19 protein-coding genes are annotated in these 22,000 nt (G+C 64.5%); 9 read left to right on the forward strand and 10 right to left on the reverse strand.

Translation table 11 applies throughout. From position 1 onward, the window contains the following. Window positions 1–88 precede the first annotated feature (88 nt). The gene (locus tag AC5Y42_RS11495) at window positions 89–487 is read left to right on the forward strand and encodes an MmpS family transport accessory protein (RefSeq protein ID WP_499898221.1); all 399 of its coding nucleotides are present in this window, start codon (window positions 89–91) and stop codon (window positions 485–487) included. 35 nt (window positions 488–522) lie between these two features. Then, complete coding sequence (locus AC5Y42_RS11500; protein WP_499898644.1) at window positions 523–3,297, forward strand: MMPL/RND family transporter; 2,775 nt, start codon at window positions 523–525, stop codon at window positions 3,295–3,297. A gap of 14 nt (window positions 3,298–3,311) precedes the next feature. Here the strand turns inward: AC5Y42_RS11500 and AC5Y42_RS11505 are convergent, their stop codons facing one another. After that, window positions 3,312–4,616: a lipase family protein gene (locus AC5Y42_RS11505; protein WP_499898222.1), complete on the reverse strand. Its 1,305-nt coding sequence runs from the start codon at window positions 4,614–4,616 to the stop codon at window positions 3,312–3,314. A 218-nt stretch (window positions 4,617–4,834) separates the two neighbouring features. Between AC5Y42_RS11505 and AC5Y42_RS11510 the strand changes: the two genes are divergently transcribed. Further along, window positions 4,835–5,866, forward strand: coding sequence for a fused (3R)-hydroxyacyl-ACP dehydratase subunits HadA/HadB (locus tag AC5Y42_RS11510; protein ID WP_499898224.1), 1,032 nt, complete (start codon window positions 4,835–4,837; stop codon window positions 5,864–5,866). 5 nt (window positions 5,867–5,871) lie between these two features. Here the strand turns inward: AC5Y42_RS11510 and AC5Y42_RS11515 are convergent, their stop codons facing one another. Continuing rightward, window positions 5,872–6,630 (reverse strand): SCO6745 family protein, encoded by a 759-nt coding sequence (locus AC5Y42_RS11515; RefSeq protein WP_499898226.1) that lies wholly within the window; start codon window positions 6,628–6,630, stop codon window positions 5,872–5,874. Between the two features lie 39 nt (window positions 6,631–6,669). Next, window positions 6,670–7,449, reverse strand: a complete 780-nt coding sequence (locus AC5Y42_RS11520) for a DUF1906 domain-containing protein (protein WP_499898228.1) — start codon at window positions 7,447–7,449, stop codon at window positions 6,670–6,672. 103 nt (window positions 7,450–7,552) lie between these two features. Here AC5Y42_RS11520 and AC5Y42_RS11525 point away from each other — a divergent pair, with 103 nt between their 5' ends. Together AC5Y42_RS11525 and AC5Y42_RS11530 are read left to right on the forward strand one after the other, a co-directional pair. Next, window positions 7,553–7,972 carry a hypothetical protein gene (locus AC5Y42_RS11525; RefSeq protein WP_499898230.1) on the forward strand — a complete coding sequence of 140 codons (420 nt, stop codon included), beginning with the start codon at window positions 7,553–7,555 and terminating at the stop codon, window positions 7,970–7,972. Between the two features lie 117 nt (window positions 7,973–8,089). Further along, on the forward strand, window positions 8,090–9,079 hold the full coding sequence (locus tag AC5Y42_RS11530) for a glycoside hydrolase family 6 protein (protein ID WP_499898232.1): 990 nt from the start codon (window positions 8,090–8,092) through the stop codon (window positions 9,077–9,079). Window positions 9,080–9,246: 167 nt separating this feature from the next. On the opposite strand, the gene AC5Y42_RS11535 is transcribed toward AC5Y42_RS11530, so the two are convergent. The 5 genes from AC5Y42_RS11535 to AC5Y42_RS11555 all read right to left on the reverse strand — a co-directional run bounded on the left by AC5Y42_RS11535 (window position 9,247) and on the right by AC5Y42_RS11555 (window position 14,300). After that, window positions 9,247–10,188 carry an NHL repeat-containing protein gene (locus AC5Y42_RS11535; protein WP_499898234.1) on the reverse strand — a complete coding sequence of 314 codons (942 nt, stop codon included), beginning with the start codon at window positions 10,186–10,188 and terminating at the stop codon, window positions 9,247–9,249. A 176-nt stretch (window positions 10,189–10,364) separates the two neighbouring features. Further along, the gene (locus AC5Y42_RS11540; RefSeq protein WP_499898236.1) at window positions 10,365–11,720 is read right to left on the reverse strand and encodes a hypothetical protein; all 1,356 of its coding nucleotides are present in this window, start codon (window positions 11,718–11,720) and stop codon (window positions 10,365–10,367) included. Window positions 11,721–11,729: 9 nt separating this feature from the next. Next, complete coding sequence (locus tag AC5Y42_RS11545; protein WP_499898238.1) at window positions 11,730–12,260, reverse strand: hypothetical protein; 531 nt, start codon at window positions 12,258–12,260, stop codon at window positions 11,730–11,732. 1 nt (window position 12,261) lies between these two features. Then, complete coding sequence (locus tag AC5Y42_RS11550) at window positions 12,262–13,536, reverse strand: molybdopterin-dependent oxidoreductase (RefSeq protein WP_499898646.1); 1,275 nt, start codon at window positions 13,534–13,536, stop codon at window positions 12,262–12,264. Window positions 13,537–13,625: 89 nt separating this feature from the next. Then, entirely contained in the window at window positions 13,626–14,300 is a 675-nt protein-coding gene (locus tag AC5Y42_RS11555; protein WP_499898239.1) for a class I SAM-dependent DNA methyltransferase, read from the reverse strand. 282 nt (window positions 14,301–14,582) lie between these two features. Between AC5Y42_RS11555 and AC5Y42_RS11560 the strand changes: the two genes are divergently transcribed. The 4 genes from AC5Y42_RS11560 (at window position 14,583) to AC5Y42_RS11575 (ending at window position 18,105) form a co-directional block, all read left to right on the forward strand. Next, the gene (locus AC5Y42_RS11560) at window positions 14,583–15,641 is read left to right on the forward strand and encodes an NHL repeat-containing protein (protein ID WP_499898241.1); all 1,059 of its coding nucleotides are present in this window, start codon (window positions 14,583–14,585) and stop codon (window positions 15,639–15,641) included. 34 nt (window positions 15,642–15,675) lie between these two features. Continuing rightward, the gene (locus AC5Y42_RS11565; RefSeq protein ID WP_499898243.1) at window positions 15,676–16,713 is read left to right on the forward strand and encodes an NAD-dependent epimerase/dehydratase family protein; all 1,038 of its coding nucleotides are present in this window, start codon (window positions 15,676–15,678) and stop codon (window positions 16,711–16,713) included. Between the two features lie 61 nt (window positions 16,714–16,774). Further along, entirely contained in the window at window positions 16,775–17,437 is a 663-nt protein-coding gene (locus AC5Y42_RS11570) for a glycosyltransferase family 2 protein (RefSeq protein WP_499898244.1), read from the forward strand. Next, a complete protein-coding gene (locus AC5Y42_RS11575) occupies window positions 17,434–18,105 on the forward strand; it encodes a TIGR04282 family arsenosugar biosynthesis glycosyltransferase (RefSeq protein ID WP_499898245.1) in 672 nt (223 codons plus the stop codon). The genes AC5Y42_RS11570 and AC5Y42_RS11575 overlap by 4 nt, the downstream gene beginning before the upstream one ends. Before the next feature lie 192 nt (window positions 18,106–18,297). Here the strand turns inward: AC5Y42_RS11575 and AC5Y42_RS11580 are convergent, their stop codons facing one another. Both AC5Y42_RS11580 and AC5Y42_RS11585 read right to left on the reverse strand, forming a co-directional pair. Then, the gene (locus AC5Y42_RS11580; RefSeq protein WP_499898247.1) at window positions 18,298–21,228 is read right to left on the reverse strand and encodes an MMPL/RND family transporter; all 2,931 of its coding nucleotides are present in this window, start codon (window positions 21,226–21,228) and stop codon (window positions 18,298–18,300) included. Further along, window positions 21,225–21,773 carry an MmpS family transport accessory protein gene (locus AC5Y42_RS11585; RefSeq protein ID WP_499898248.1) on the reverse strand — a complete coding sequence of 183 codons (549 nt, stop codon included), beginning with the start codon at window positions 21,771–21,773 and terminating at the stop codon, window positions 21,225–21,227. Before AC5Y42_RS11585 ends, AC5Y42_RS11580 begins: the two co-directional genes overlap by 4 nt. Window positions 21,774–22,000: the final 227 nt, after the last annotated feature.

Here is a 22,000-nt window from a genome sequence, read left to right on the forward strand (position 1 = left end):
GCGAGCAGGCAATGTCCGGGGCCGGTTTGCGAAAGGTGATGGAGTGAGCCCTCGTTCAGTCGGCAGGACTGTCTTGGCGCGATTCTGGATGCCTTTGGTTGCCGTTGTTGCGGTCGCGGTGGGTGCGGTGTGCATGTGGAAGGTGCATCAATTCTCCGCGCCCCCGCCTGTCATCACCGTGAATGGCCCGGCAGCACCCGAGCAGACCACTCCCAAACAGCTCACGTACGAGTTGTTTGGCTCGGCCGGGGAGGGCGGGATGCTCGTCTATTTAGACATCGACGGGCATCCGCATCAGATTGATCTCACGACATTGCCGTGGTCTCACACGGAGACGACGACGCTCACCGTGGTGTCGGGCAGCATCTCGGCGCAGGTTCATGGCGGTCAACTCGGCTGCCGAATGCTGGTGAATGGCGTTGTCCGCGATGAACAGTCCGACTCCCACGCGGATGCGCACGTCATGTGCAGGGTGAAATCCGCATGAGCGAGCACCGCATCAAACGGCCCTTCATCCCCAGGATGGTTCGCGTCTTCGCAATACCGATCATCGCGTTCTGGGCTCTGCTCGCCGTGTCGACGAACACCTTCATGCCGCAGGTAGAACGGGTCGCGGAGGAACTCGCGGGGCCGATGGTCCCGCATTACGCGCCCTCGCAGCGAGCGCTGCTGAGCATCGGCGAAAAGTTCCACGAGTCCGATTCGACCAACTTGACCATGGTCGTGTTGGAAGCCGACCGGCCATTGGGCGACGCGGACCACCGGTACTACGACGATTTGGTGCGTCGCCTCAAGCTTGACCCCACGCACGTGCAATACGTCATGGATCTGTGGGGCAAGCCGATCACCGCGGCGGGGGCGCAAAGCGTCGACGGCAAGTCCGCGTACGTGCTGTTGCGTCTCGCCGGCGATATCGGCCAAATGCAAGCGAACGAGTCCGTTAACGCCGTTCGGCAGATCGTCGCGAACGAAACGCCACCGCCCGGGCTCAAGGTCTACGTCAGCGGCGCCGCTCCACTCGCCTCGGACACCGTGGCTATCGCCAATTCGAGCTTGAACAACATCACGATTGTGACGATCTTTCTCATTCTCGGGATGTTGCTGCTGGTGTACCGCTCCATCAGCAATCTGCTGGTGCCGCTGCTCGGAGTTCTGATCGAGATGCTGGTTGCGAAGGGGGTTGTGGCAACCCTCGGGCATTTGGGGTACATCGAACTCTCGTCATTCGCCGTGAATATCGTCGTCGCGCTGACCCTGGGAGCAGGCACGGACTACGGCATCTTCTTGATGGGTCGCTATCACGAGGCGCGACAGGCCGGCGAAGGCAGGGAAGACGCGTTCTACACCGCCTATAAGAGTGTCACGCCCATCATCCTTGGCTCGGGGCTGACGATCGCGGGGGCCTGCTTTTGCTTGATTTTCGCGCGCCTCAACTACTTCCACACCATGGGGCCGGCTGTCGCCATCGCCATGCTGTTCAACATCGCGGCGGCGCTGACGCTCGGCCCGGCCCTATTGACCGTGGGCAGTCTCTTCGGGCTCTTCGACCCAAAAGGCAAAGCTAAGGCGCAGCTGTATCGGCGGATCGGCACGAGCGTGGTGCGGTGGCCGGTGCCGGTCCTCGCGGCCAGTTCCGCTGCCGTCGTGCTCGGGGCGATCTTTGTGCCGACGTACCGGCAGAACTACGACGACCGGCAGTACCAACCGCACAATGCCCCCGCCAATCAGGGTTTCGCGGCGGCCGATCGGCACTTCCCGAAGAGCAAGCTGTTCTCCGAGATGCTGATGATCGAGACAGATCATGACATGCGAAACTCAGCTGACTTCATCTCGTTAGACCGGGCGGCCAAGAGTCTCATCCGCCTTCCCGGCGTCGCGATGGTGCAAAGCATCACCAGGCCGCTGGGCCGGCCATTGGAACATGCGACGCTGCCTTACTTGTTCACCACGCAGGGCAGCGGGAACGGTCAACAGCTTCCGTTCAGCAAGCAGCAGAACGCCAATACCAATCAGCAGGCAGCGATCACGACCCACTCCGTCGAAGTCTTGCGGAAAGAGATCGTCTTCTTTCAGAGGATGTCGGATGAGCTGCACAAGACGGTGCTCACCGTCGAGGATCTGCAACAGATCACCGATGAGATGAATTCGGAAATCTCAAATCTCGACGATTTCTTCCGGCCGATCAAAAGCTATTTGTTCTGGGAGAAGCACTGTTTCGACATTCCCATCTGCTGGGCGTTCAGATCGCTCTTCGAGGGGCTTGACAACATCGACCACCTGGCTGCTGATATCAAGGACGCCAGAACCTCCCTCGAGGCCCTGGACAGGCTCTTGCCGCAAGTCATCACTCAGCTGAAACTCACTGCCGACGACTCGGAGGCGTTAGCCGCTCTTTTAGTCAGCAGCTACGGCCAGTCGTCTCTACAGTCCACGCAGACCGACCAGACATTCGACGACTTGGTCAATGTGGGGCTCGATTTCGATCGTTCCCGAAGCGATGACTTCTTCTACATCCCCCGAGAAGGTTTCGACAATGAAGACGTCAAAACCGGTATGGCGCTGCTGATGTCGCCGGACGGCCAGGCCGCCCGCTTCATCGTCACCCACGAGGGCAATGCCATGGGTCCTGAAGGCGTGCAGCATGTCGAACAGTTCCCCACCGCGATAACCACGGCGCTGAAAGAGACTTCGTTGGCCGGCGCGAGAGTTTATATCGGCGGCTCCGGATCCAACGATAAGGACATCAAGGAGTACGCCGCGTCGGATTTGCTGATTGTGGCGATCGCGGCCTTCGTGCTGATCTTCTTGATCATGTTGTTCCTCACGCGAAGTCTGATGGCCGCCTTGGTCATTCCCGGCACCGTGGCCTTCTCCTACGCCGGCGCGTTTGGGCTCTCCATCCTCGTCTGGCAGCACCTCATCGGTCTGCCCCTGCACTGGTTAATACTGCCGCTTACATTCATCATCCTGGTGGCGGTGGGTTCGGACTACAACCTGCTGTTGATCGTCCGTATCAAAGAGGAGCTTCACGCCGGATTGAACACCGGTTTGATTCGTGCGCTCGGAAGCACCGGTGGTGTGGTGACATCTGCTGGGTTGGTGTTTGCGTTCACGATGCTGGCAATGCTCACAAGCGATCTCAGAACGATCGGTCAGGTGGGTTCGACCGTGTGCATCGGTCTGCTGCTCGACACGTTGATCGTGCGCTCGTTTGTCGTGCCGTGCATCGTCAGAATCCTCGGGCCGTGGTTCTGGTGGCCGACGCTGGTGCGTTCCCGCCCGCTGCCGCAGCGATGAAGCCGGCTGCGTGGTCAGCGGCCGGTGACTACCTTCGCGGTGATGACGCCCAGCTTGAGCATGCCGAACCAGGTTGAGGGGTTGAGCAGCGTCGGCCACCCGGTGCGCGCGCGATCTCTGGTCACCTCCTGCTCGTCGAATCGGTCACGCAGCCATCGCAGCGCCATGGGAGCAGACAGCGGATGCAGCAGCAGGTGTCCGCAGAATTGGTCCCGGTGATAGGTGATCGCGGCTCCGGCTTCCTGGTAGAACGCGACGAGCTTGTCGATGGCGTCGACGCTGATGATGTGGTCATGCACCGCCTGCACGACCAGCACCGGAGGCCGAGGAACGGACTGGCCCAGCTTGGTCGCATCAAAGACGTCTCGCACGTCGGGCAAATCCCAAAGCTCCTCGGCAGACATATCGACGTATGACCCGATGTCAGTGCCGCGCAGACGCCAGACGGCCTCCGCCGTTGTCATCGAGTGAAGATCGTCGAGCAACTTCTTGCCCTCGTCGCTGGCGTGTTCGTCGACGACACGTTGCGCGCCGGGAAAGACGTGCGTCAACGCCGCAATCATCAGCGCGGCCAAGCCGGCGAAGAAGGTGCCGTTGAGGTGGCGTGCAACACTGCCGCAGTCACCGACCGGTGAGCCGAGTACCGCGCCGACCACGTTGAGCTCCGGAGCGTAGTCCGAGTTGTGCTCGGCGGCCCAGGCGGAGGCGAGTCCGCCACCGGAGTAACCCCACAGTGCGATTGGGGCGGACGGCTCCAAGCCCAGCCGGTCGCAGTGCACTGCCGCGCGGAGGCCGTCGAGGATCCGGAAGCCCGGCTCATGGGGTGCGCCCCACATCCCGTGGCATCCTTCGTGGTCGGGCACCGACACCGCCCATCCCTCCGCCAGCGCGGCCGCGACCAGTAGGTATTCGGACTGGACGAAAGCTCCGATGGGCTTCGCGCCGCGGCGCAGGGCGTATGACGGAAAGCATCGTGAGTTCACCGCATCGATTGCGCATTGATACGACAACACCGGACAGACGCGCTCCGGATCGCGTGCTTCGGGCAGCAGAACGGTAGTCACCGCGACTTCAGGCTCGCCGTGCAGGTTGGTGCTGCGATAAAGCAGCTGCGTGGCACGTACCCGCTGAGGGATAACGCCGAGAAATCCCAGCTCTACGTCGCGGGACCGCAGCAGATCTCCGGGGTGTGCATCCTGATAGCCCGGCGGCGGTTGATAGAACGGATCTTCGTCGGGCACCCGCAGCGGGGCGTCGCGGCGAAGCTTCTCCTCGGGCACATCGGGTGCTGCCTGAGCTGCAGTGAAGTTGTCACTCATCGCCAACCGTTCTCCCCCTCGGGCGGACGGCGTGCTGGCCATCCGAGTAGTTGTCGCGGGCTACCCGTGAACGGCTGTTCGCTAAACGTCACGCCGAGCGGTGTGCGGTGTGACCCGGCACCGGCGAAGCGCGGCGGCGTGCACCGCTACGGTGTCCGGGCGTTAGTGTGCTGTGGTCGGCCTCAGCGAACCAGCCGATAGAAAAGTTGGACGAATTCATGACCGCAGCAGCAGAGGCGTCGGTAATCGAATCCCGGGTCGGCCATTACTACCAGATGGATGGCACCTACCTGGTCGGCCGCGAAAAACTACGTGAATACGCCCGCGCAGTGCAGGACTACCACCCCGCACACTGGGATACCGCCGCCGCCGCGGAACTGGGATATTCGGACCTGGTAGCGCCACTGACATTCACCTCGGCCCCCGGTATGACCTGCAATCGCCGCATGTTCGAATCAGTCGTCGTCGGTTACGACACCTACATGCAGACCGAAGAAGTCTTCGAGCAGCACCGCCCGATCGTGGCCGGCGACGAACTGCACGTCGACGTTGAACTGACCTCGGTACGCAGAATCGCCGGCAGAGAGCTGATCACCGTAACCAACACCTTCACCGATACCGCCGGCGAGCGGGTGCACACCCTGCACACCACCGTCGTCGGTGTCACCGCCGAAGATGTCGATCCGGCGATCAAGACGGCCGTACACAACGCGATGATGCACGACGTGGACATTCTCGCCGTCGGTGAATCCGATGATGCTTACCAGAAGACGGTGCGTCCTGAAGGGGAGGTTCGCATCGCCGACGGAGGCGAGGCCCGCACGCCGGGAACGCCGTCTTTCGACGACATGGCGGTTGGCGCCGAGCTACCGGCGCACCATATGCGACTGTCCCGTGGCGACTTGGTGAACTATGCGGGTGTGGCCGGCGACGCCAACCCGATTCACTGGGACGAGGACATCGCCAAGCTGGCCAGCCTGCCCGACGTGATCGCCCACGGAATGCTCACCATGGGTCTGGGCGCCGGATTCGCCTCCGCATGGTCGGGTGATCCCGGCGCGGTCACCCGCTACGCGGTGCGGCTGTCGGCGCCCGCGATCGTGTCGGCCAAAGAGGGCTGCGATATCGAATTCAGCGGCCGGATCAAGTCGCTGGATTCAGCGACGCGCAGCGGTGTCGTCATTGTCCGCGCGAAGTCCGATGGCCGGAAGATCTTCGGCCTGGCGACGTTGAATGTCCGCTTTCGCTGACCAGGTCAGCCCGGGACGCTAGCCTGCAACGACGTCAGCGCATCGGTGCTCAGCCGGGCTAACTCCTCGGTTTCGGCCGGGTCGAGAGCGGCCGCGAAGATCTCCGCCATCCGCCGGTTGGTCGCCTGCTCGATCTCTCCGTAGCGGTCCTTCTTCTCTGCGCCGTCCGCAAACGGTTCGGCCCAGCCGAACATCATGGTGTACTGAGGCCCCTTGTTGAGCATGTGCGCCTCGACCGGGGTGATTCCGGAGAGGGTGAGCGCGTTGAAGTGCACCCCTGCGCGCAGTTCCCGCAGCACGAACATCACCTGCAACGCCCGGGCGGCGTCATCGTCGGCCAACGGCATCGCGCGCCAGCCCGCGAACAACGGCAGCCCCGCAATCGGCGTCGTTGCGATGATCTTCTCCCCCAACGCGGCGATGCGATCCAACCCTTGGGCACCGGACAGGTATTTCCGACCGAACCCAGCTGTTTGGTCCGAATACAGTTGCGCCGCAGCGGCAGCGCCGCGCACCGCGACGCCTTCGTCCCACATCGCACCCAGCGCGTTCGGTTCGAACACCGCGAACACCGCACTGACGGTGTCACCGGTGACCTCACCCAGCACTCCCCCGCGGCCGGCGACGTAGCCCGCCAATGGGTTCTGGTAGCCGGCGGCGACGCTCTCACCCAAGGTCTCGGGATGCAGCATGAACACCGCGACGGCCTGCTCCATCGCCGCTCCCGTGGTCGCGGCAGCATCCAACATGTCGGTGTCGCTCATGGCCTTGGCTCCTTCTAGGTATCGTGTGCTCGTTGTGGATCATCGGGCGAGATCCCACTGGCCGAAATCGGTTGCGAGGACATCGTTCACGTCGACGTGCACGCCGTCGATCGTAAGACCCGGGTCGGACGCGGTGACGACTTCGCGCTGGAACAACACGGCCGCAGGCTCGCGTTCGCCCCCCGACCACCCCTTCGTCTGCCACGCCCACCGATACCCGCGAGTGGTCGAAGCTCCGATGACCCCGTCGGTGATCGCCCACGTGCACTGGCGAACACCGCCATAGATTCCGGTTCGATCTACCCCCAACACCGAGTTGATTCCACGAAACCATTCGACTGCCAGGCTTTTCCATGTCTTGGCATCGACATCCTCATCGACGCTGAAAAAGATCGGCGCCGACTGTGGGCCCCCGGCGGCGGTGTGCAGTTTCAACGCGGTCTGGGCGTCGGCCACACCCCCGCCGTAGCCACGGGTGAAGTCCGACGGCGTCGGCCAGCCCGGCTTGCCGAACTGATAGCAGCTGACGATCTGCAGCCCGGCCGCCCGGAGCCGGTCTGCATAGTCGCGGGTGACCGGCTTGAAATCAAAGTCGGCGCCCGGCCGCGACTCGGACACGTAGACCAACGCCCCGTCGAGACCCGCCGACCTGATCTGCTCGGGCTGGACCAACCGCTCTGTGAAATCGACGAGCTGCAGACCCTCGGCGGCAGCTTTCGGTGTTCCAATCGTCGCGCCGAGGGCGCCGGGGACGGCCAGCGTCGGCGCGAGCAGCGCCGCATACCTGAGGACGTCGCGCCGGGATGCGGGTCTCGTCACAAGTGGAAGCGTATCCGCGCGTTGCGGAGTTGGTTCGCCGATAGTCGTGTTCGGGTTATTCGAGCGACGGACGGAAGCGGACCTGCCACTTATCCTTAATGCGATGACCACAGCAGACCCGCCGTCCGACTCTCTGCTTGCTGCGATGACAAAGGCGCGGATTCCGGCCGAGAATCATGAGTTCATCCGACGGGTCACCACCGCCGTCGGCATCAGCGAGTACCGCGCGGTAGTGAGGCCCGACCAACCGTATGTCCTAGCGAGACGACGCGACGGACTTGCCGATTTGCACATCTACTACGGGTACACGACCGGTTTCACCTCCGAAGACGAAGTCATCCGCGTCGCGGGCAGCGGGGCCGGGCGGGGGGCCAGTTCACAGAAAGGCACTTGGTACGTCGCCCACCCGACAAACCGGGTGCACCCAGGCGGCGGGCGGTCCCGCGATACTCGGCGCGAAGCGGGCTTCTGTGACTGCGGTATGCAGTTGTCGCTGACCGGGGTATGCGGCAACTGCGATTAGCGAGCACACTAACGGCCTGCCGCGGTGTTCGACGCTTGCGATGTCGCCTTGTCAAACGCGATCATTCGTCGGGCCGGTTTGGCGCCCAATTCTTGAGAGCGCTAATTTCCTGGGGTGATGTCTTCAGCTGCTAGCGCGGTCGCGCGGTGGATCACCCCTTTCCTGATGGTTGCGGCCGTTGCCGGCCTAGGTCTCTCTGCCGACCCGGTGCAGGCCCCGCCGATGCGCATGGTCAATGGCGCGAACCCGCTGGACGGCAAGCCCTTCTATGTCGATCCCGCGTCGAAGTCGATGCGCGCCGCCAACGGCGCCAATCCGCCCAATGCAGAGCTGACCGCCATCGCGAACACGCCGCACGCCTACTGGATGGACCAGGCCTCTACTCCCGCTGTGGACGCGAGGTACATCGCCTCGGCGCAGGCTGCCGGCGCGATGCCGATCCTGGCCCTGTATGGAATCCCACATCGCGACTGCGGAAGCTTCGCTGCGGGTGGATTCGGGTCGGCCGCAGCCTACCGAGGGTGGATCGACGGCGTCGCATCCGCCGTCGGCACTGGGCCGGCCGCGATCATCCTCGAACCCGATGCGCTGGCCATGGCCGACTGCTTGTCGGCCGACCAGCGCCAGGAACGCTTCGATCTGATCCGCTACGCCGTCGACACCCTGACCCGCAACCCAGCCTCGGCCGTCTACGTCGACGCCGGCCACTCACGCTGGGTGAGCGCCGACGAGATGGCCGCCAGGCTCAACCAGGTCGGGGTGAATAAGGCGCGGGGCTTCAGCCTCAACACCGCGAACTTTTTCACCACCGACGAGGAGATCGGTTACGGCGAGGCGATTTCGGGGATGACGAACGGATCGAACTACGTGATCGATACGTCGCGCAACGGCGCCGGACCAGCCGACGGCGAACTCTCGTGGTGTAATCCCACTGGCCGCGCCCTGGGTGCCGCACCGACCACGGCCACAGCGGGCGCGCATGCCGACGCGTATCTATGGGTCAAGCGTCCGGGTGAATCCGACGGGTCGTGCGGCCGCGGGGAACCTCAGGCCGGCACCTTTGTCAGCCAGTATGCGATCGATCTCGCCCACAACGCTGGCCATTAAGAGCTCACTCGTCTTTGCTTGATGCGCAACACTTCACGACTCATTAGCCAGTTGTGTCTTCTAGGGTTGGGCGGCTACGAAACCGCTGCCGGTGAGTGCACCACCTATCATCCCGCCGATGCGGGTCTCGAGTAGTGCTGTGGTGCAAGGTGCCTCGGCTGGCACTGCTACTTGGCAGCGAGCCTGACAATCTGGCGTCCGTGGTTGATGACATAGACGTTGCCGTCGCCGTCGACGGTGATGTCGGTCGGGCTCAGGAGTCCGCTGAACGGCAACTGGACCCAGTCGCCTCCGTCAGCAGGAAGCCGGGACACGGTGTTCGCCTTCACGTCGGTGGCATAGAGGTTGCCAGCGGCGTCGACCGCTAAGCCGCCCACGTGGGTGGTTACACCAACGACCGGCTCGGCAGTTGTTGCGTTCTTCGCGATCTTCACGATCTTGCCCATCATGGATACGAAAAGGTTGTCGTCGGCGTCGATCACCATGTGTCCCGGCCCGTTGACACCCGCGACGGAAAGCTCGGCTGGGGCGGTCGCACCCGGGGCGAGCTTCAACAGCTTGTTGTGTTGGACGTCGCCAAGGTAGACCGTGCCATCGTGCGCCACTGCGATCTCGCTGAAGTATTGGAGCTTGTCGAAGGGCAGCGGTTCCGAAGTGGTGGAGCCGGGCGGGATGGTCTCGACAACACCATCGAAAGTGACGAAGTACAGCTTGCCGTCCGGCGCAACCGCCAAAGTCGACACGGTGGGATAACCGTTGAGCTTCAACGGGGTCGGTCGGATGGCCCCTGGCGCCAGCGTCGAGATCCCGACGCCACCGCCTAAGTAGAGGACGTTCTTCGCGTCGACTCCCATCACCGTAAAACCCATCGCCTCGAACGGAAGCGTGGTCTGCTTGCCCGCCTGCAATGGCACGTCCACCGTTCGGGAACTGGACGCGGAGTCCGGCGAACACGCCACCACGACACTGCCCACGAGGATGGCGGCCACGCTGAGGAGGAATCCGAGCGCCGCCCCCTGTCGCCGCCGCCACCACGACTGCTCGGCGGTGTTCACGAGCACCGACATACCCGTCGCTGGCGAGCGCAATTTCGTCGTCTCCGTCTCCACGCCGGGGATTCTAGGCTTGCTCTCCCGTCGGAGGCGCGGACCGCGCAGTGACAGCAGGCCTTCGAGTCACTCACCGAGCGCGCGGGCGGCGGCACGCCGGCGGGGCTCATCCTGGTGCTGAGCATCGGCAAGGCCGTCACCAGTTGAGGAACGCTGCCGCCGCGCGAAGTCCCCGGCTACCAGTTCGTCAGGATGAAGTGGTTGATCGCCAGCGCGCCTACGACGTTCGCAGCCAGCCACCAGCGGTGCGTTGAACGGGGTAGCAGGGCTGGCGTCGCAGTCAGCCACACGGTGAATGGCAACCAGATGCGCTCGGTTTCGGCCTTGCTCAGCATGCTCAGGTCGGCGCACACAATGGCGACGATGACGGCCAGCGCTACGAGATGCAGCCCGCTGCGGCGGGCGATCGCCGGCATGTCGAAGACCCGGCCTATCCCGGCCACGCTGCCGAGGCCGATCGCACACGCGACCGACGCCAGATTCGCCCACCCCCAATACTGAAACGGGCGGTCCTTGGCGATGCCCTGCCAATACCGTTGCTGCACAAGGGTGTAACCATCGAACCACCAGAAACCCGCCATCGCGAAGGCTGCGGCGACTACGGCCGCGGCGGGCACCGCGGCGGTGAACGCTCTCAGTGCCGCCCGACGGTCATTGACTGCGATGAGCACTGCCAGTGCGGGCAGCCCGATGAGCAGCAACCCGTAATTGAGGAAGATCGCCCAGCCCAGTAGCAGTCCCGCGCCGACCGCGGTAAGAGTTGGCCATCGCACGGTCCGACTGGCTGCCAGCGCCAGCAGGGCAACGCCCCAGGCTGCGACGCCGGCGAAGTAAGCGTCCGCGGACACCGCAATCCAGATCGCGGTCGGCGCTACCGCAACGAACGGCGCGGCCGATCGCGCCGTTGTCTCGTCGGAGACGGCGCGCACGGCGACGATCACCGCGCTTGCCGCGCTCGACCCGATCAGCAGGCAAAACGCGCCGGCCCACGCGCCGCCGCCCAGTCCGATGCGGTCGAGCCACACGAAGGAAAGCAGCGCTCCGGGCGGGTGTCCGGACACGTGAGTGATCCAGGAATGGGGGTGGTAGTCGAGGATGCGTGCCGAGAAGGTCCGCAACATCTCGGGGATGTCGGTGATCGTCGGCACCTGTCGCAGGTATTCGTGGCGGGCGGTCAGCCGGCCGGCGAAGCCGCGCTGCCACCCGTCGATCATCGCCAGCGAGAACGCCCATGCGCCGGATGTGGCCCAGGTCGCGAAGGTCAGGGTCCGCCACGACAGTCGTTGTGCTAGATCGGGGCCTGAGATGACAGCGCCCGCGCCGATGACAAGAGCCGCGATGCTGCCCCAGCCGACGTGGGCCTTCCACCAACCGAAAATTGGTGCGGTGTCGGCGAAATCGTGGACTGCCCGCGGTGTGCTGTGGATCAGCGGAGTGACGATGCCCAAGCCCAGATGTGGCACCACGAATGCCGTTACGACCAGTGCGGCGCCCAGGGACACCGCGGCGACCTCGCGACGCCCGATTCTCACCCAATCACCCTAGGATCCGTCGCCGGCCCGGGAGTGCCCGCTGACGGCGAGTCGGGCAGCGTAGGACAGCGCGCTGAGACCGTAGACGGCTGCCACGAGCAGCAGCCAACGTCCGAGGAACGGTTGCTGATTCTGACCGGTGGCCGCGGCATAACTGGCTGCCCCTTGCTGAATGATCCCGGGAAAGAACATGATCAGCGAGAGGCCGGCGGCCAGTGTCGGGACGCGTAGATAGTTCAACGGCGACACCTGCGGTGCGCTTGTTGCAGGTCGCTTCCGGCGACCCCGTAAAGCGGCAAGGGCTGCGGTGAGGGAGCGGTCAGCGAGGGCGTAGAGCGGAAACAGGACCAGGTCGTGGGCGATGATCGCGGCCATGAACCACACGCCGATGGATTGCCACCACACGTTGGTGTTCCACAGCGCGTGAGGCCCGAGCAGGATCACCGCGTATCCAGCGAGTGCCCATGCGGTGATACTGCTCAGCAGGTGCAGTGGATCGCTGCCGTAGAACGCGGCGAATCGGGTCAGCAGTCCGCGCATGTCAATGCTGGGCGAATTCGATGGACTGCACCCACTTGGTGTTATGGACACCCGGCAGCGCGGGCACGATGATCCGGGCTGGATATCCGTGGTCTAGCGACAGGTCGACTCCGTTGACCCGAAGAGCCAGCAGCGAATCCGGGTCACCGACTTGATTAGCCTGCAAGACGGCGCGGTTGAAGGCGCCGGCCCGCTCCATCGAGCGCACCGACACCCGGGTGGGTTGCGGGATGCCAGCCAGGACAGCCAAGTCGCGAAGGCGAACTCCACTCCATACCTGGGTGGTCGACCACCCCTCGACACAGGCGATGGGGAGTTCGGCACTGTACTGCGGCATCGCTTCCAGCGCGGCCCGGTCGAATCGCAATTCCCGCGAAGGACCCCGCACGGTGAGTCGCCAGTTTGCGCCGGTGTCCTTGGACGCAATGCCGGCTGCCAGCGCGGTCCTGTTCACCTGGAAGTCGTCGGGGGCCTCGGCCCCACTGCCGCGGCTGCGTCCGCGCGGCAGCAACAGTGCGGCACCACGAGTGACACCGCCGAGCGACTGGCCGGCGGTGAGCAGCCCGACGAACAGCGCGCCGCTGCCGACGAGGGCCAATGCGCCGCGGCGACTCATCGTCGGTGCGGCGGGATCGGCGGCCACCAGCCCGTCGATATCGGGTGATTCGGGACGGGTGTCGGCGCGCGAGGTGCGCAGCACGGCGCGAAACGGCTGCGAGCGCAGGCTGACGAGCATCTTCGGGAGTTTGATCAACACGTGGACGGCGAAACCCGCGATGAACACCCACGCACCGAAATAGTGCGCGGAGTAGAAGCTGAAGCCGAAGACGTAGTCGTATTGGATGTTGAGCAACCCGGTGGCGATTTCGAAGAGAATCCCGCCCACCAACATCAACAGTGAGAGGCGCTCGACCAGGTTGGCCATCGAGCGCACAGGTGGCCAGGTGAAGAGCCGGGGAATCACTGACCAGAGCTTGGCCAGCACCACCGGAACGAGGATCATGGCCAATCCGACATGCATACCCTGAGTCAGGCGGTACAACCATGACGGCTTGCTCGGCCAATCGAACGTCGGCAGCTTCAGCCAACCGACGTGGGCGGGAATGGCCTGACCGAACTGCGGACCGTAGGCGATGTAGGACAGCAGGCCGGTCACAATCACGACCGGCAGCCCGGCGAGCAGCACCGAGCCCAGCACCGACGTCAGCCACGGCCCGCGCAACGGACTTCTCCAGCGCTGCAATAGACTGACTCCCGGCGGGCGGCGGTGGTCCAGCGCTCGCCACAGCCCGGCGGGAAATCCGTAGACCGGCTCCGCGCCGCTGCTAACCTGCGACTCGGTGCGCCGGTGCGGGTCAAGGCTTTTCACGCTGTGAGCACCGCGATTACCCGATCGTGGATGTCGACGCTATAACTGAGTGTTAAACCGGCCGCCTGTGCGATGCCACCGAGGGAGCCGGCGCCAACACGTGACCACGGAAACCAGTGTCCCACATGCTGTTCGGTCTCCCAGCGCAGCAATTCGTGACATGACGCGGTGCCCCGGGATTCGATCTCGACGATGACCCGGCCGCCGTGTGCAAGGAGGTCGGCCGCCCGCCTCAGGATGCGGACGGGGTTGCCGCCGATGCCGATGTTTCCGTCGGTCAGCAAGACCTGGTCCCAGTTGCCCTCAGCGGGCAACGGTGCGAACAGGTCGCGTCGAATAGCGGTCGCGCCGCGTGTTCGAGTCATCTCCACAGCGACGGCCGAGTTGTCGACCCCCAGTGCGGGCAGGCCGCGCTGCTGCAGCGCGGCGGTGAATCGGCCTGGGCCGCACCCGAGGTCCAGGGTGGGGCGCAATGAGCAGTGCCGCAGGACGTGCTCATCCGCGAGCCGGTCTTCTGGTGTGCTCTGCGGCCCGCCTATCCACCGGGCCATCGGCAATTCGCGGCGATGGCCGCGGTGGTTGCGAGCCCAGCAGGCACCGCCCGCCGCAGCCGATCGGTAGATCAGGTCCGCGGACCGCGCCGCAATCGTTAGGCAGGTGTCAGCAGCCATGGCCGATCCCCAGCCTTAGGACGCGCAGACCCATCCCACCCCATTCGGATCGTTGGTGTGTTCAATTGTTATTCGTTGCTGACTGAGCTCAGGATTGCCGCCAGAGCCATTTCCAAACTTGCGGCGTATACCGCCAATTAAATCCACAGCTGCTTTCCGCTTCAACCTGCCTAGCGCATCAACGACCAACGTGAGCCTGGTGAAGTCGCTGGCGCACCGATTGACAAGCCCTTATGCTCTGGCCGCTTCAGTCGAGGCATCGCCGTCGGGCACAGTGGAGAGATGGACCAGGTCCGTGCGCTGATGTATTCGCTGGCGATCGGATTGCTGGTTTGCGGCTGCAGTAGCCAGCCCGGTTCGCCCGCAGCGACGATGCCGCCGGGTCGTGGTCCGGCGGTAGCGCCGGCCGAGCCCGCGGTGGCCGGGCCGCCGGGCGTGCTGCCAGCCGGCAGGGTGGTCCCCTTTGGCAACGCACCCGAAGGGATCGTGATCGGAACCTCGGGCCGGGGAGCGGTCGCCGTGCGTAACCCAGCCGCCATCAAGCTGATCGATGCTGGTACTGGGGCAGTGCGTCAGACCGTTCCGATGACGGGAGCCGCCCGGCACCTGAGTCTGGCTGGACCGGACGGGCCGGTCTTAGTCCCGCTGGAAGGCTCCGATGAGGTGTGTGAGTTGTCGCTGACCGACGGCAAGGTCCTTTGGACCGCGGTGGGTGTGGGGCACCAACCACACGACGCGGCCCAAACCGACGGGGGCATGGTCGTCGTCACCGATGAGCTCGGCGGCGGGGTGGTGTTTGTGCGCGACGGCGAGGTGGTCGCCGCACTGCCCGCCGGTCCGGTGCAGCCCGGCGGCGTCGCCGCGGTGGGTTCTTACGCCGCGGTAGCAGACGTGCGGGGCAACGGGGTGTGGGTGTATGACGGGTCAACCAGGCATCAGGTGGCGCACGGACCCGTCGGCGTGAAGCTGACGCACGCGGTTGCGCTATCCGGCAACGTCGCCGCGTTTGCCGACACCGACGGCGGCGTGATACTCCTTGAGCGCATCGGCCCGCAGCTCGCCCACGTCGCAACGATCGACGCGCCCGGCAAGCCCTATGGGTTGGCCTACGATCCGATGCGACGCCGTCTTTATGCGACGTTGACCGCGACCAACTCGTTGCGGGTGATCGACATCTCAGATGAGACGAAACCGCGGATTTACGGCGATGTGCCTACCGTGCAGCAGCCCAATTCGGTTGCCGTTGATCCGCGTTCGGGCAATGTCTTGGTGACCGGCAGTGATCCTGGCGGTAGTAGCCAATTGCAGATCATGACTTTCGATCTGCTGCCGGCCGGTTAAGCACGCATCATTTTCGAAAGGACGTCGAGTTGTCGTGAGGATATTGCTGACTGGTGCGGCGGGCTTCATCGGCTCCAGGGTGGGCGCGGCGCTGCGAGCCGACGGCCATGAGGTGATCGGTGCCGACCTGCTGCTGCCCGCCGCGCACGGAACTGACCCGCAGTTGCCGCCGGACTGCCAGCAGGTCGACGTGCGAGACGGGCGGGCGTTGGCGCCGCTGCTGGCCGGCGTCGATTTGGTGTGTCATCAGGCCGCGATGGTGGGCGCCGGTGTGGACGCCGGTGACGCCCCGGCCTACGGCTCCCACAACGATTTCGCCACCACGGTGTTGTTGGCGCAAATGTACGCTGCTGGTGTCCGGCGGCTGGTGCTTGCATCGTCGATGGTGGTGTACGGACAGGGCCGCTACGTCTGCCCCGACCACGGGGCCGTCGACCCGTTACCACGGCGGCGCGCTGACCTCGACGCCGGGATCTTCGAGCACCGCTGCCCGTTGGCTGAGGAAGAACTGCAGTGGCGGTTGGTCGACGAGGACGCTGCGCTGCGCCCGCGCAGCTTGTACGCGGCCAGCAAGACCGCGCAGGAGCATTACGCGCTGGCGTGGTCGGAGGCGACGGGCGGTTCAGTGGTGGCGTTGCGCTACCACAATGTCTACGGTCCCGGGATGCCGCGTGACACGCCGTACTCGGGGGTTGCGGCCATCTTTCGTTCATCGATCGAAAAGGGTTTCGCTCCTGAGGTTTTCGAAGATGGCGGCCAGATGCGCGACTTTGTTCACCTCGACGATGTCGCCGCCGCGAATCTAGCGGCTGTGCAGGCCGCCTCGGCCCGTGACGGCTTCGCGGCATTCAATATCTGTTCAGGACAACCGATTTCGATTATAGAAGTGGCCGCCGCGCTGTGTGCGGTGCGTGGCGACGCGCTTTCGCCGGTCGTTACCGGACGCTACCGCAGCGGCGATGTCCGGCACATCGTCGCCGACCCCGCCCGCGCCGCCAACGTGCTGGGGTTCCGCGCGGCCATCGACCCCCGCGCGGGCCTGCGCCAATTCGCCTTTGCCCCGCTGCGGTAACCGGCCCCGGAACCGTGCGGATGTGATGCGCTTCTCCGACGATGCCCTAGGGTCGGACCACATGCCCGACGACACCGCTGTGGTCACCGTGGTGCTGCCGTGCCTGAACGAGGAGGACTGCCTGCCAGCGGTGCTGGCGGCCATCCCCGCCGGTTACCGGGCGCTGGTAGTCGACAACAACAGCACCGACGACACTGCCGGGGTGGCCCGACGTCACGGCGCTGCGGTCATCGCCGAAACACGGCCCGGTTACGGCTCGGCGGTGCACGCCGGGATCCTCGCCGCCACCACCCCGATCGTGGCGGTGATCGACGCCGACGGTTCGATGGATGCCGGTGAACTGCCCCGGCTAGTTGCCGCACTCGAGGACGGTGCTGACCTGGTGACCGGCCGGCGACGGCCAGTAGCCGGGCTGCACTGGCCGTGGGTCGCCCGGGTCGGGTCCGTGGTGATGAGCTGGCGGTTGCGGACCCGCCACGGTCTGCCCGTGCATGACATCGCGCCGATGCGGGTGGCCCGGCGTGCCGCACTGCTAGAACTCGGTGTCGCCGATCGGCGATCGGGCTATCCGCTGGAGCTGCTGGTCCGCGCCGCAGCTGCCGGATGGCGAGTCACCGAACTCGACGTCAGCTACGGCCCGCGGATCGGTGGCCGATCCAAGGTCAGCGGTTCACTGCGCGGCAGCATCACCGCCATTCTGGATTTCTGGAAGGTGATTTCGTGAATGCCCTGCCGGTGACGCTATTGGTGGTCGCCAAGGCGCCGGTACCCGGCCAGGCCAAAACGCGGCTCGCCGCCACCGTCGGTAACCAAGTGGCCGCCGAAATCGCCGCCGCGGCGCTACTCGACACGCTGGATGCAGTCGTCGACGCGCCGGTGGCCGACCGGGTCGTAGCACTCACGGGCGACCTGGACGCCGCCGCAGCCGCCACCACGATCCGACAGCGGCTGGCCTCCTTCACGGTGATCCCCCAGCGCGGCAACGACTTCGCTGACCGGCTTGCCAACGCACACACTGACGCAAGCGCCGCGTTCCCCGGACAACCCGTCCTGCAGATCGGGATGGACACTCCTCAGGTAACCGGTGAACTTCTGGCCCGCTGCGCGCGCACGCTCCTTCAGCACCAGGCGGTGCTCGGACCGACCCGAGACGGCGGTTGGTGGATATTAGGCCTCCAAAAGCCGTCGATGGCCGCCTGTCTGCGTAGCGTACCGATGTCTACATCCGACACCGGTGCGCTGACGCGAGCAGCGTTGCAGGACAACGGTTGTCATGTGACCTCCGTTCAGCTTTTGAATGACGTGGACGTTGTCGATGATGTTGCCCCAGTGCGCGCTGCCTGCGACCCCGCCAGTCGGTTCGCTCAGGCGACATTGGCCGCCCAGCTCTGAAGTTGGGCTCGGCGACGTTGCGGGTAGGAGGGTGCGGATCGTCGATGAGGCACCCGAAAACTGGACCCGGCGCGGCACCGACATCAAAGACGAATCGACACTTGTAACCGCGAAGTGTTCCAACCACACCCTGAGGCCGAGTCGCAGTTCTTCACGCCAGCGCGGATCTCGACACTCGCGCGCCACGGCAGATCAGCGCCGTTTGACCAGTCCGCCCGGTGGGTGTTCGTCAACGTCGTCAAGGATCAGTTCGCGCACGGCGCGACGCGGTCCGTACGGTCGCAGCATGCTGCTGGCCGGGCGCGGGCGCACGTGTTGTGGCCACCAGAACCAACGTCCCAGCAACGTCGCCACCGAAGGTGTCATGAACGACCGCACGATCAAGGTGTCGAACAACAGACCCAGGGCGATCGTCGTACCCACCTGGGCCATCACCAACAGCGGGCTGAACACGAACGACGCCATGGTGGCGGCGAACACCAGACCGGCCGAGGTCACCACCGAGCCCGAACCGGCCATCGCGCGGATCGTCCCCGTCTTGAGCCCGGCGTGGATTTCCTCCTTGAACCGCGATATCAGCAGCAGGTTGTAGTCCGAGCCGACCGCCAGCAGCAGGATGATCGCCATCGCCAGCACCATCCAGTGCAACTTGATGCCCAGGATGTACTGCCACACCAGCACCGAGAGTCCGAACGAGGCGCCCAGTGACAGCAGCACGGTGCCGACGATCACGAACGCCGCCACAACGCTTCGGGTAATGACCAGCATGATGACGAAAATCAGTGTGGCCGCTGCAATTCCAGCGATCATCAGGTCGATGTTGGAGCCGTCGTGCATGTCCTTGTACGTCGCAGCGGTACCGCCCAGATAGACCTTCGCGCCCTCCCATGGGGTGCCCTTGATCGCCTCGTGCACGGCCTGCTTGATCGGCTGGATGTGGCTGATGCCCTCCGGAGTCGCCGGGTCGCCTTCATGCGAGATGATCAGCCGGACGGCGTGGCCGTCGGGTGAGATGAACTGTTTGAGGCCGCGTGCGAAATCCGGGCTCCTGAACGCCTCCGGCGGAAGGTAGAACGTGTCGTCGTTCTTCGCTTTGTCGAACGCGTCGCCCTGGGCGGTGGCGTTGTCGGACTGGGCTTTCGCCTGGTCGTTGAGACCCTTTGTGATCGCATAGTTCGACATGATGGTGTCGAGGTTGCGCTGCTGGCTCTCGATCTGCGGCGGTATCAGTGCCACCAGCTTCGGCTGGATCTGATCCAGCTTGTCCAGGTTCGCGCTGAGCTTCTCGATGTTCTCGGCCACCTCGTCGATGCCATCGAGCGCGTCGAAGAGAGACCGAAGTGTCCAGCAGACCGGGATGTCGTAGCAGTGTTTCTCCCAGTAGAAGTAGCTGCGGATCGGCCGGAAGAAGTCGTCGAAGTTGGCGATGCTGTCGCGCAACGACTGGGTGATCTCCACGGTTTCCTTGGTGAGCTTGGTGGTTTCGTGCGTGGTATCGCTGAGATCCTGGGTGACCTGCATCTGCTCATGCAGCGTTGCCATCGTCTTGCGCAGCTCGTCCGCCTGCTTCAGCAGGTTGTTCGCCTGCTCTTCTTGGTAGTGCTGGGTCTGGATCCGGCCCGCGGCCTGCGCGCCCATCTGGAAACCGAGCGTGCTGTGGTCGAGCGGCGTGCCGAGCGGCCGGGTGATCGTCTGCACCCGGCCGATACCGGGGATGTGGAAGACCGCCTTGGCCACCTTGTCCAAGACGAGGAAGTCGGCCGGGTTACGCAGGTCGTGATCCGTTTCGATCATCAGCAGCTCGGGATTGAGCCGGGCCTGGTCGAAATGTCGGTCGGCCGCCGCGTAACCGACGTTGGCCGGGGTGTCTGCCGGCAGGAAGTGACGGTTGTCGTAATCCGTCTTGTAGCCGGGAAGAGCGAGCAGACCGATCAGCGCGACCGCGATCGTCACCGCGAGAACCGGTACGGGCCAACGGACAATCGCGGTGCCGATCCGGCGCCAGCTCCGGGTCTGCAGCTTCCGTTTCGGGTCCAGCAGCTTGAAGAACGACGCCACCGTCAGCACCGCCGGGGCCAAGGTCAAGGCCGCGAGGACCGCGACCAGCATGCCGACCGCACAGGGCACACCGAGCGACTCGAAATATGGCAACCGGCAGAAGCTCAGGCAATACATCGCGCCGGCGATGGTCAGCCCCGACCCCAGCACGACATGCGCGGTGCTGTGGAACATTGTGTAGAACGCTTCTTCACGCGATTCGCCCAGACCACGGGCCTCGTGGTAGCGGCCGACCACGAAAATCGCGTAGTCCGTTCCGGCGGCGATCGCCAACAGCACCAGCATGTTGTTGGCGAAGGTCGAAAGCCCCATGATGCCGTAGTTACCCAGCGTCGCGACGACACCGCGGGCCGCTGCCAACTCGATGAAGACCATGGTCAGCATGATCAAGACGGTGCTCACCGAACGGTAGACGAACAGCAGCATCAACATGATCACCAGGATGGTGACGACGGTGACCTTCGCGACGCCTTTCTCACCCGCGTGGGACTGGTCGGCGATCAGCGGACCCGCACCGGTGACGTAGGCCTTGATTCCCGGCGGCGCGGGCACCGAGTCCACGATTTTGCGGACGGCCTCGGTGGACTCGGTGGCCAGGCCGCCACCCATGTTGCCGGCGAGGTACACCTGCACGTACGCGGCTTTTTGGTCGTGGCTTTGGGAGCCGGCGGCGGTCAGCGGATCACTCCAGAAGTCCTGGATGTGCTGGACGTGTTTCTTGTCTTGCTCGAGTCGCTTGACGATCTCGTCGTAGTAGCGGTGCGCCTCCGCCCCCAGCGGCTTGTCGCCCTCCAGCAGGACCATGGCCGAGTTGTCGGAATTGAATTCATTGAACGTCGATCCGACGCGCATCGTCGACTGGAAGGACACCGCGTCTGTGGGACTCTGCGACACCGAGTGGGTCTTGGACACGACTTCCAGCTGTGGCGCGATGGTGTTGGTGATGAAGACAATGCCCAACCACACCAAGACGATCGGCAGCGCCAGCCGGTGGATCATCCTCGGCAGGAATGGCGGGATCAGCGGCTGGTCGACGCGGGGCGCAGCCTCGGTGGTCTGGCTCATGCGGACTTGTCCAGGCAATAGACGAAGGCGTTCACGGTTTGGTTGGGATCTGAGCGATTCGGAGTCTTGATGACGTCACCGCTCCCGTCGTGCTTGTTCACCACGAACTGGCACGCGATCCAACTGCCGTCTCCCTGCGCCACCAGGTTTGCCGGAATGCCGGGCTTCGTTGAACTCAATACTTTGCTCCAGGGCAAGGGCACGTTGAGGGCCTGCTGCGGATGGGAGTTTTCGTCGAGGTAGTTGATGGTTGCCGTGCTGCCCGGTGGGCCCCAGACTTCGAGCGTGATCGTCTTGGCGTTGAACTCATCGAGAACCTCGCCCGAGGTGCCGCCACCGAACGAACCAGGGTGGACGCCGAAGACACCGTGCAGCCGGTGCACGACAAATCCGGACAGCGCGACGACAGCCACGATCGTGAGCACCAGCCAGAAGCGCCCCAGAAGCCCCTTCTTCTTCGCGCGCTGCGGGGCGACCTTCTTGCCCTCACTGCCGGCGGAGTCCTGCGTCTTCAACGGCTCGGTCCTCGGCTCAGTCGTCGTCATGGGGCACTTCAATTCCTTAACCACTGGCGAAGGCCGCTCAGTTAATTAGCCTAGGGGTAACCTTAGCTACTCTAATCTGAATGGGCGACTAGTAAAGAAACGGTCAGGGTGCCGCCGATTCTGCGGCGTTCGACGATGAGATTCTCGTGTCGCGCGCCGGGTTGGTGCCGGTGATGGCGTTGGCTGATCAAACCCGGTTGGCGGTGCTGGTCACCACGATCAACCCT

The organism is Mycobacterium sp. NGS48, from assembly GCF_059812585.1.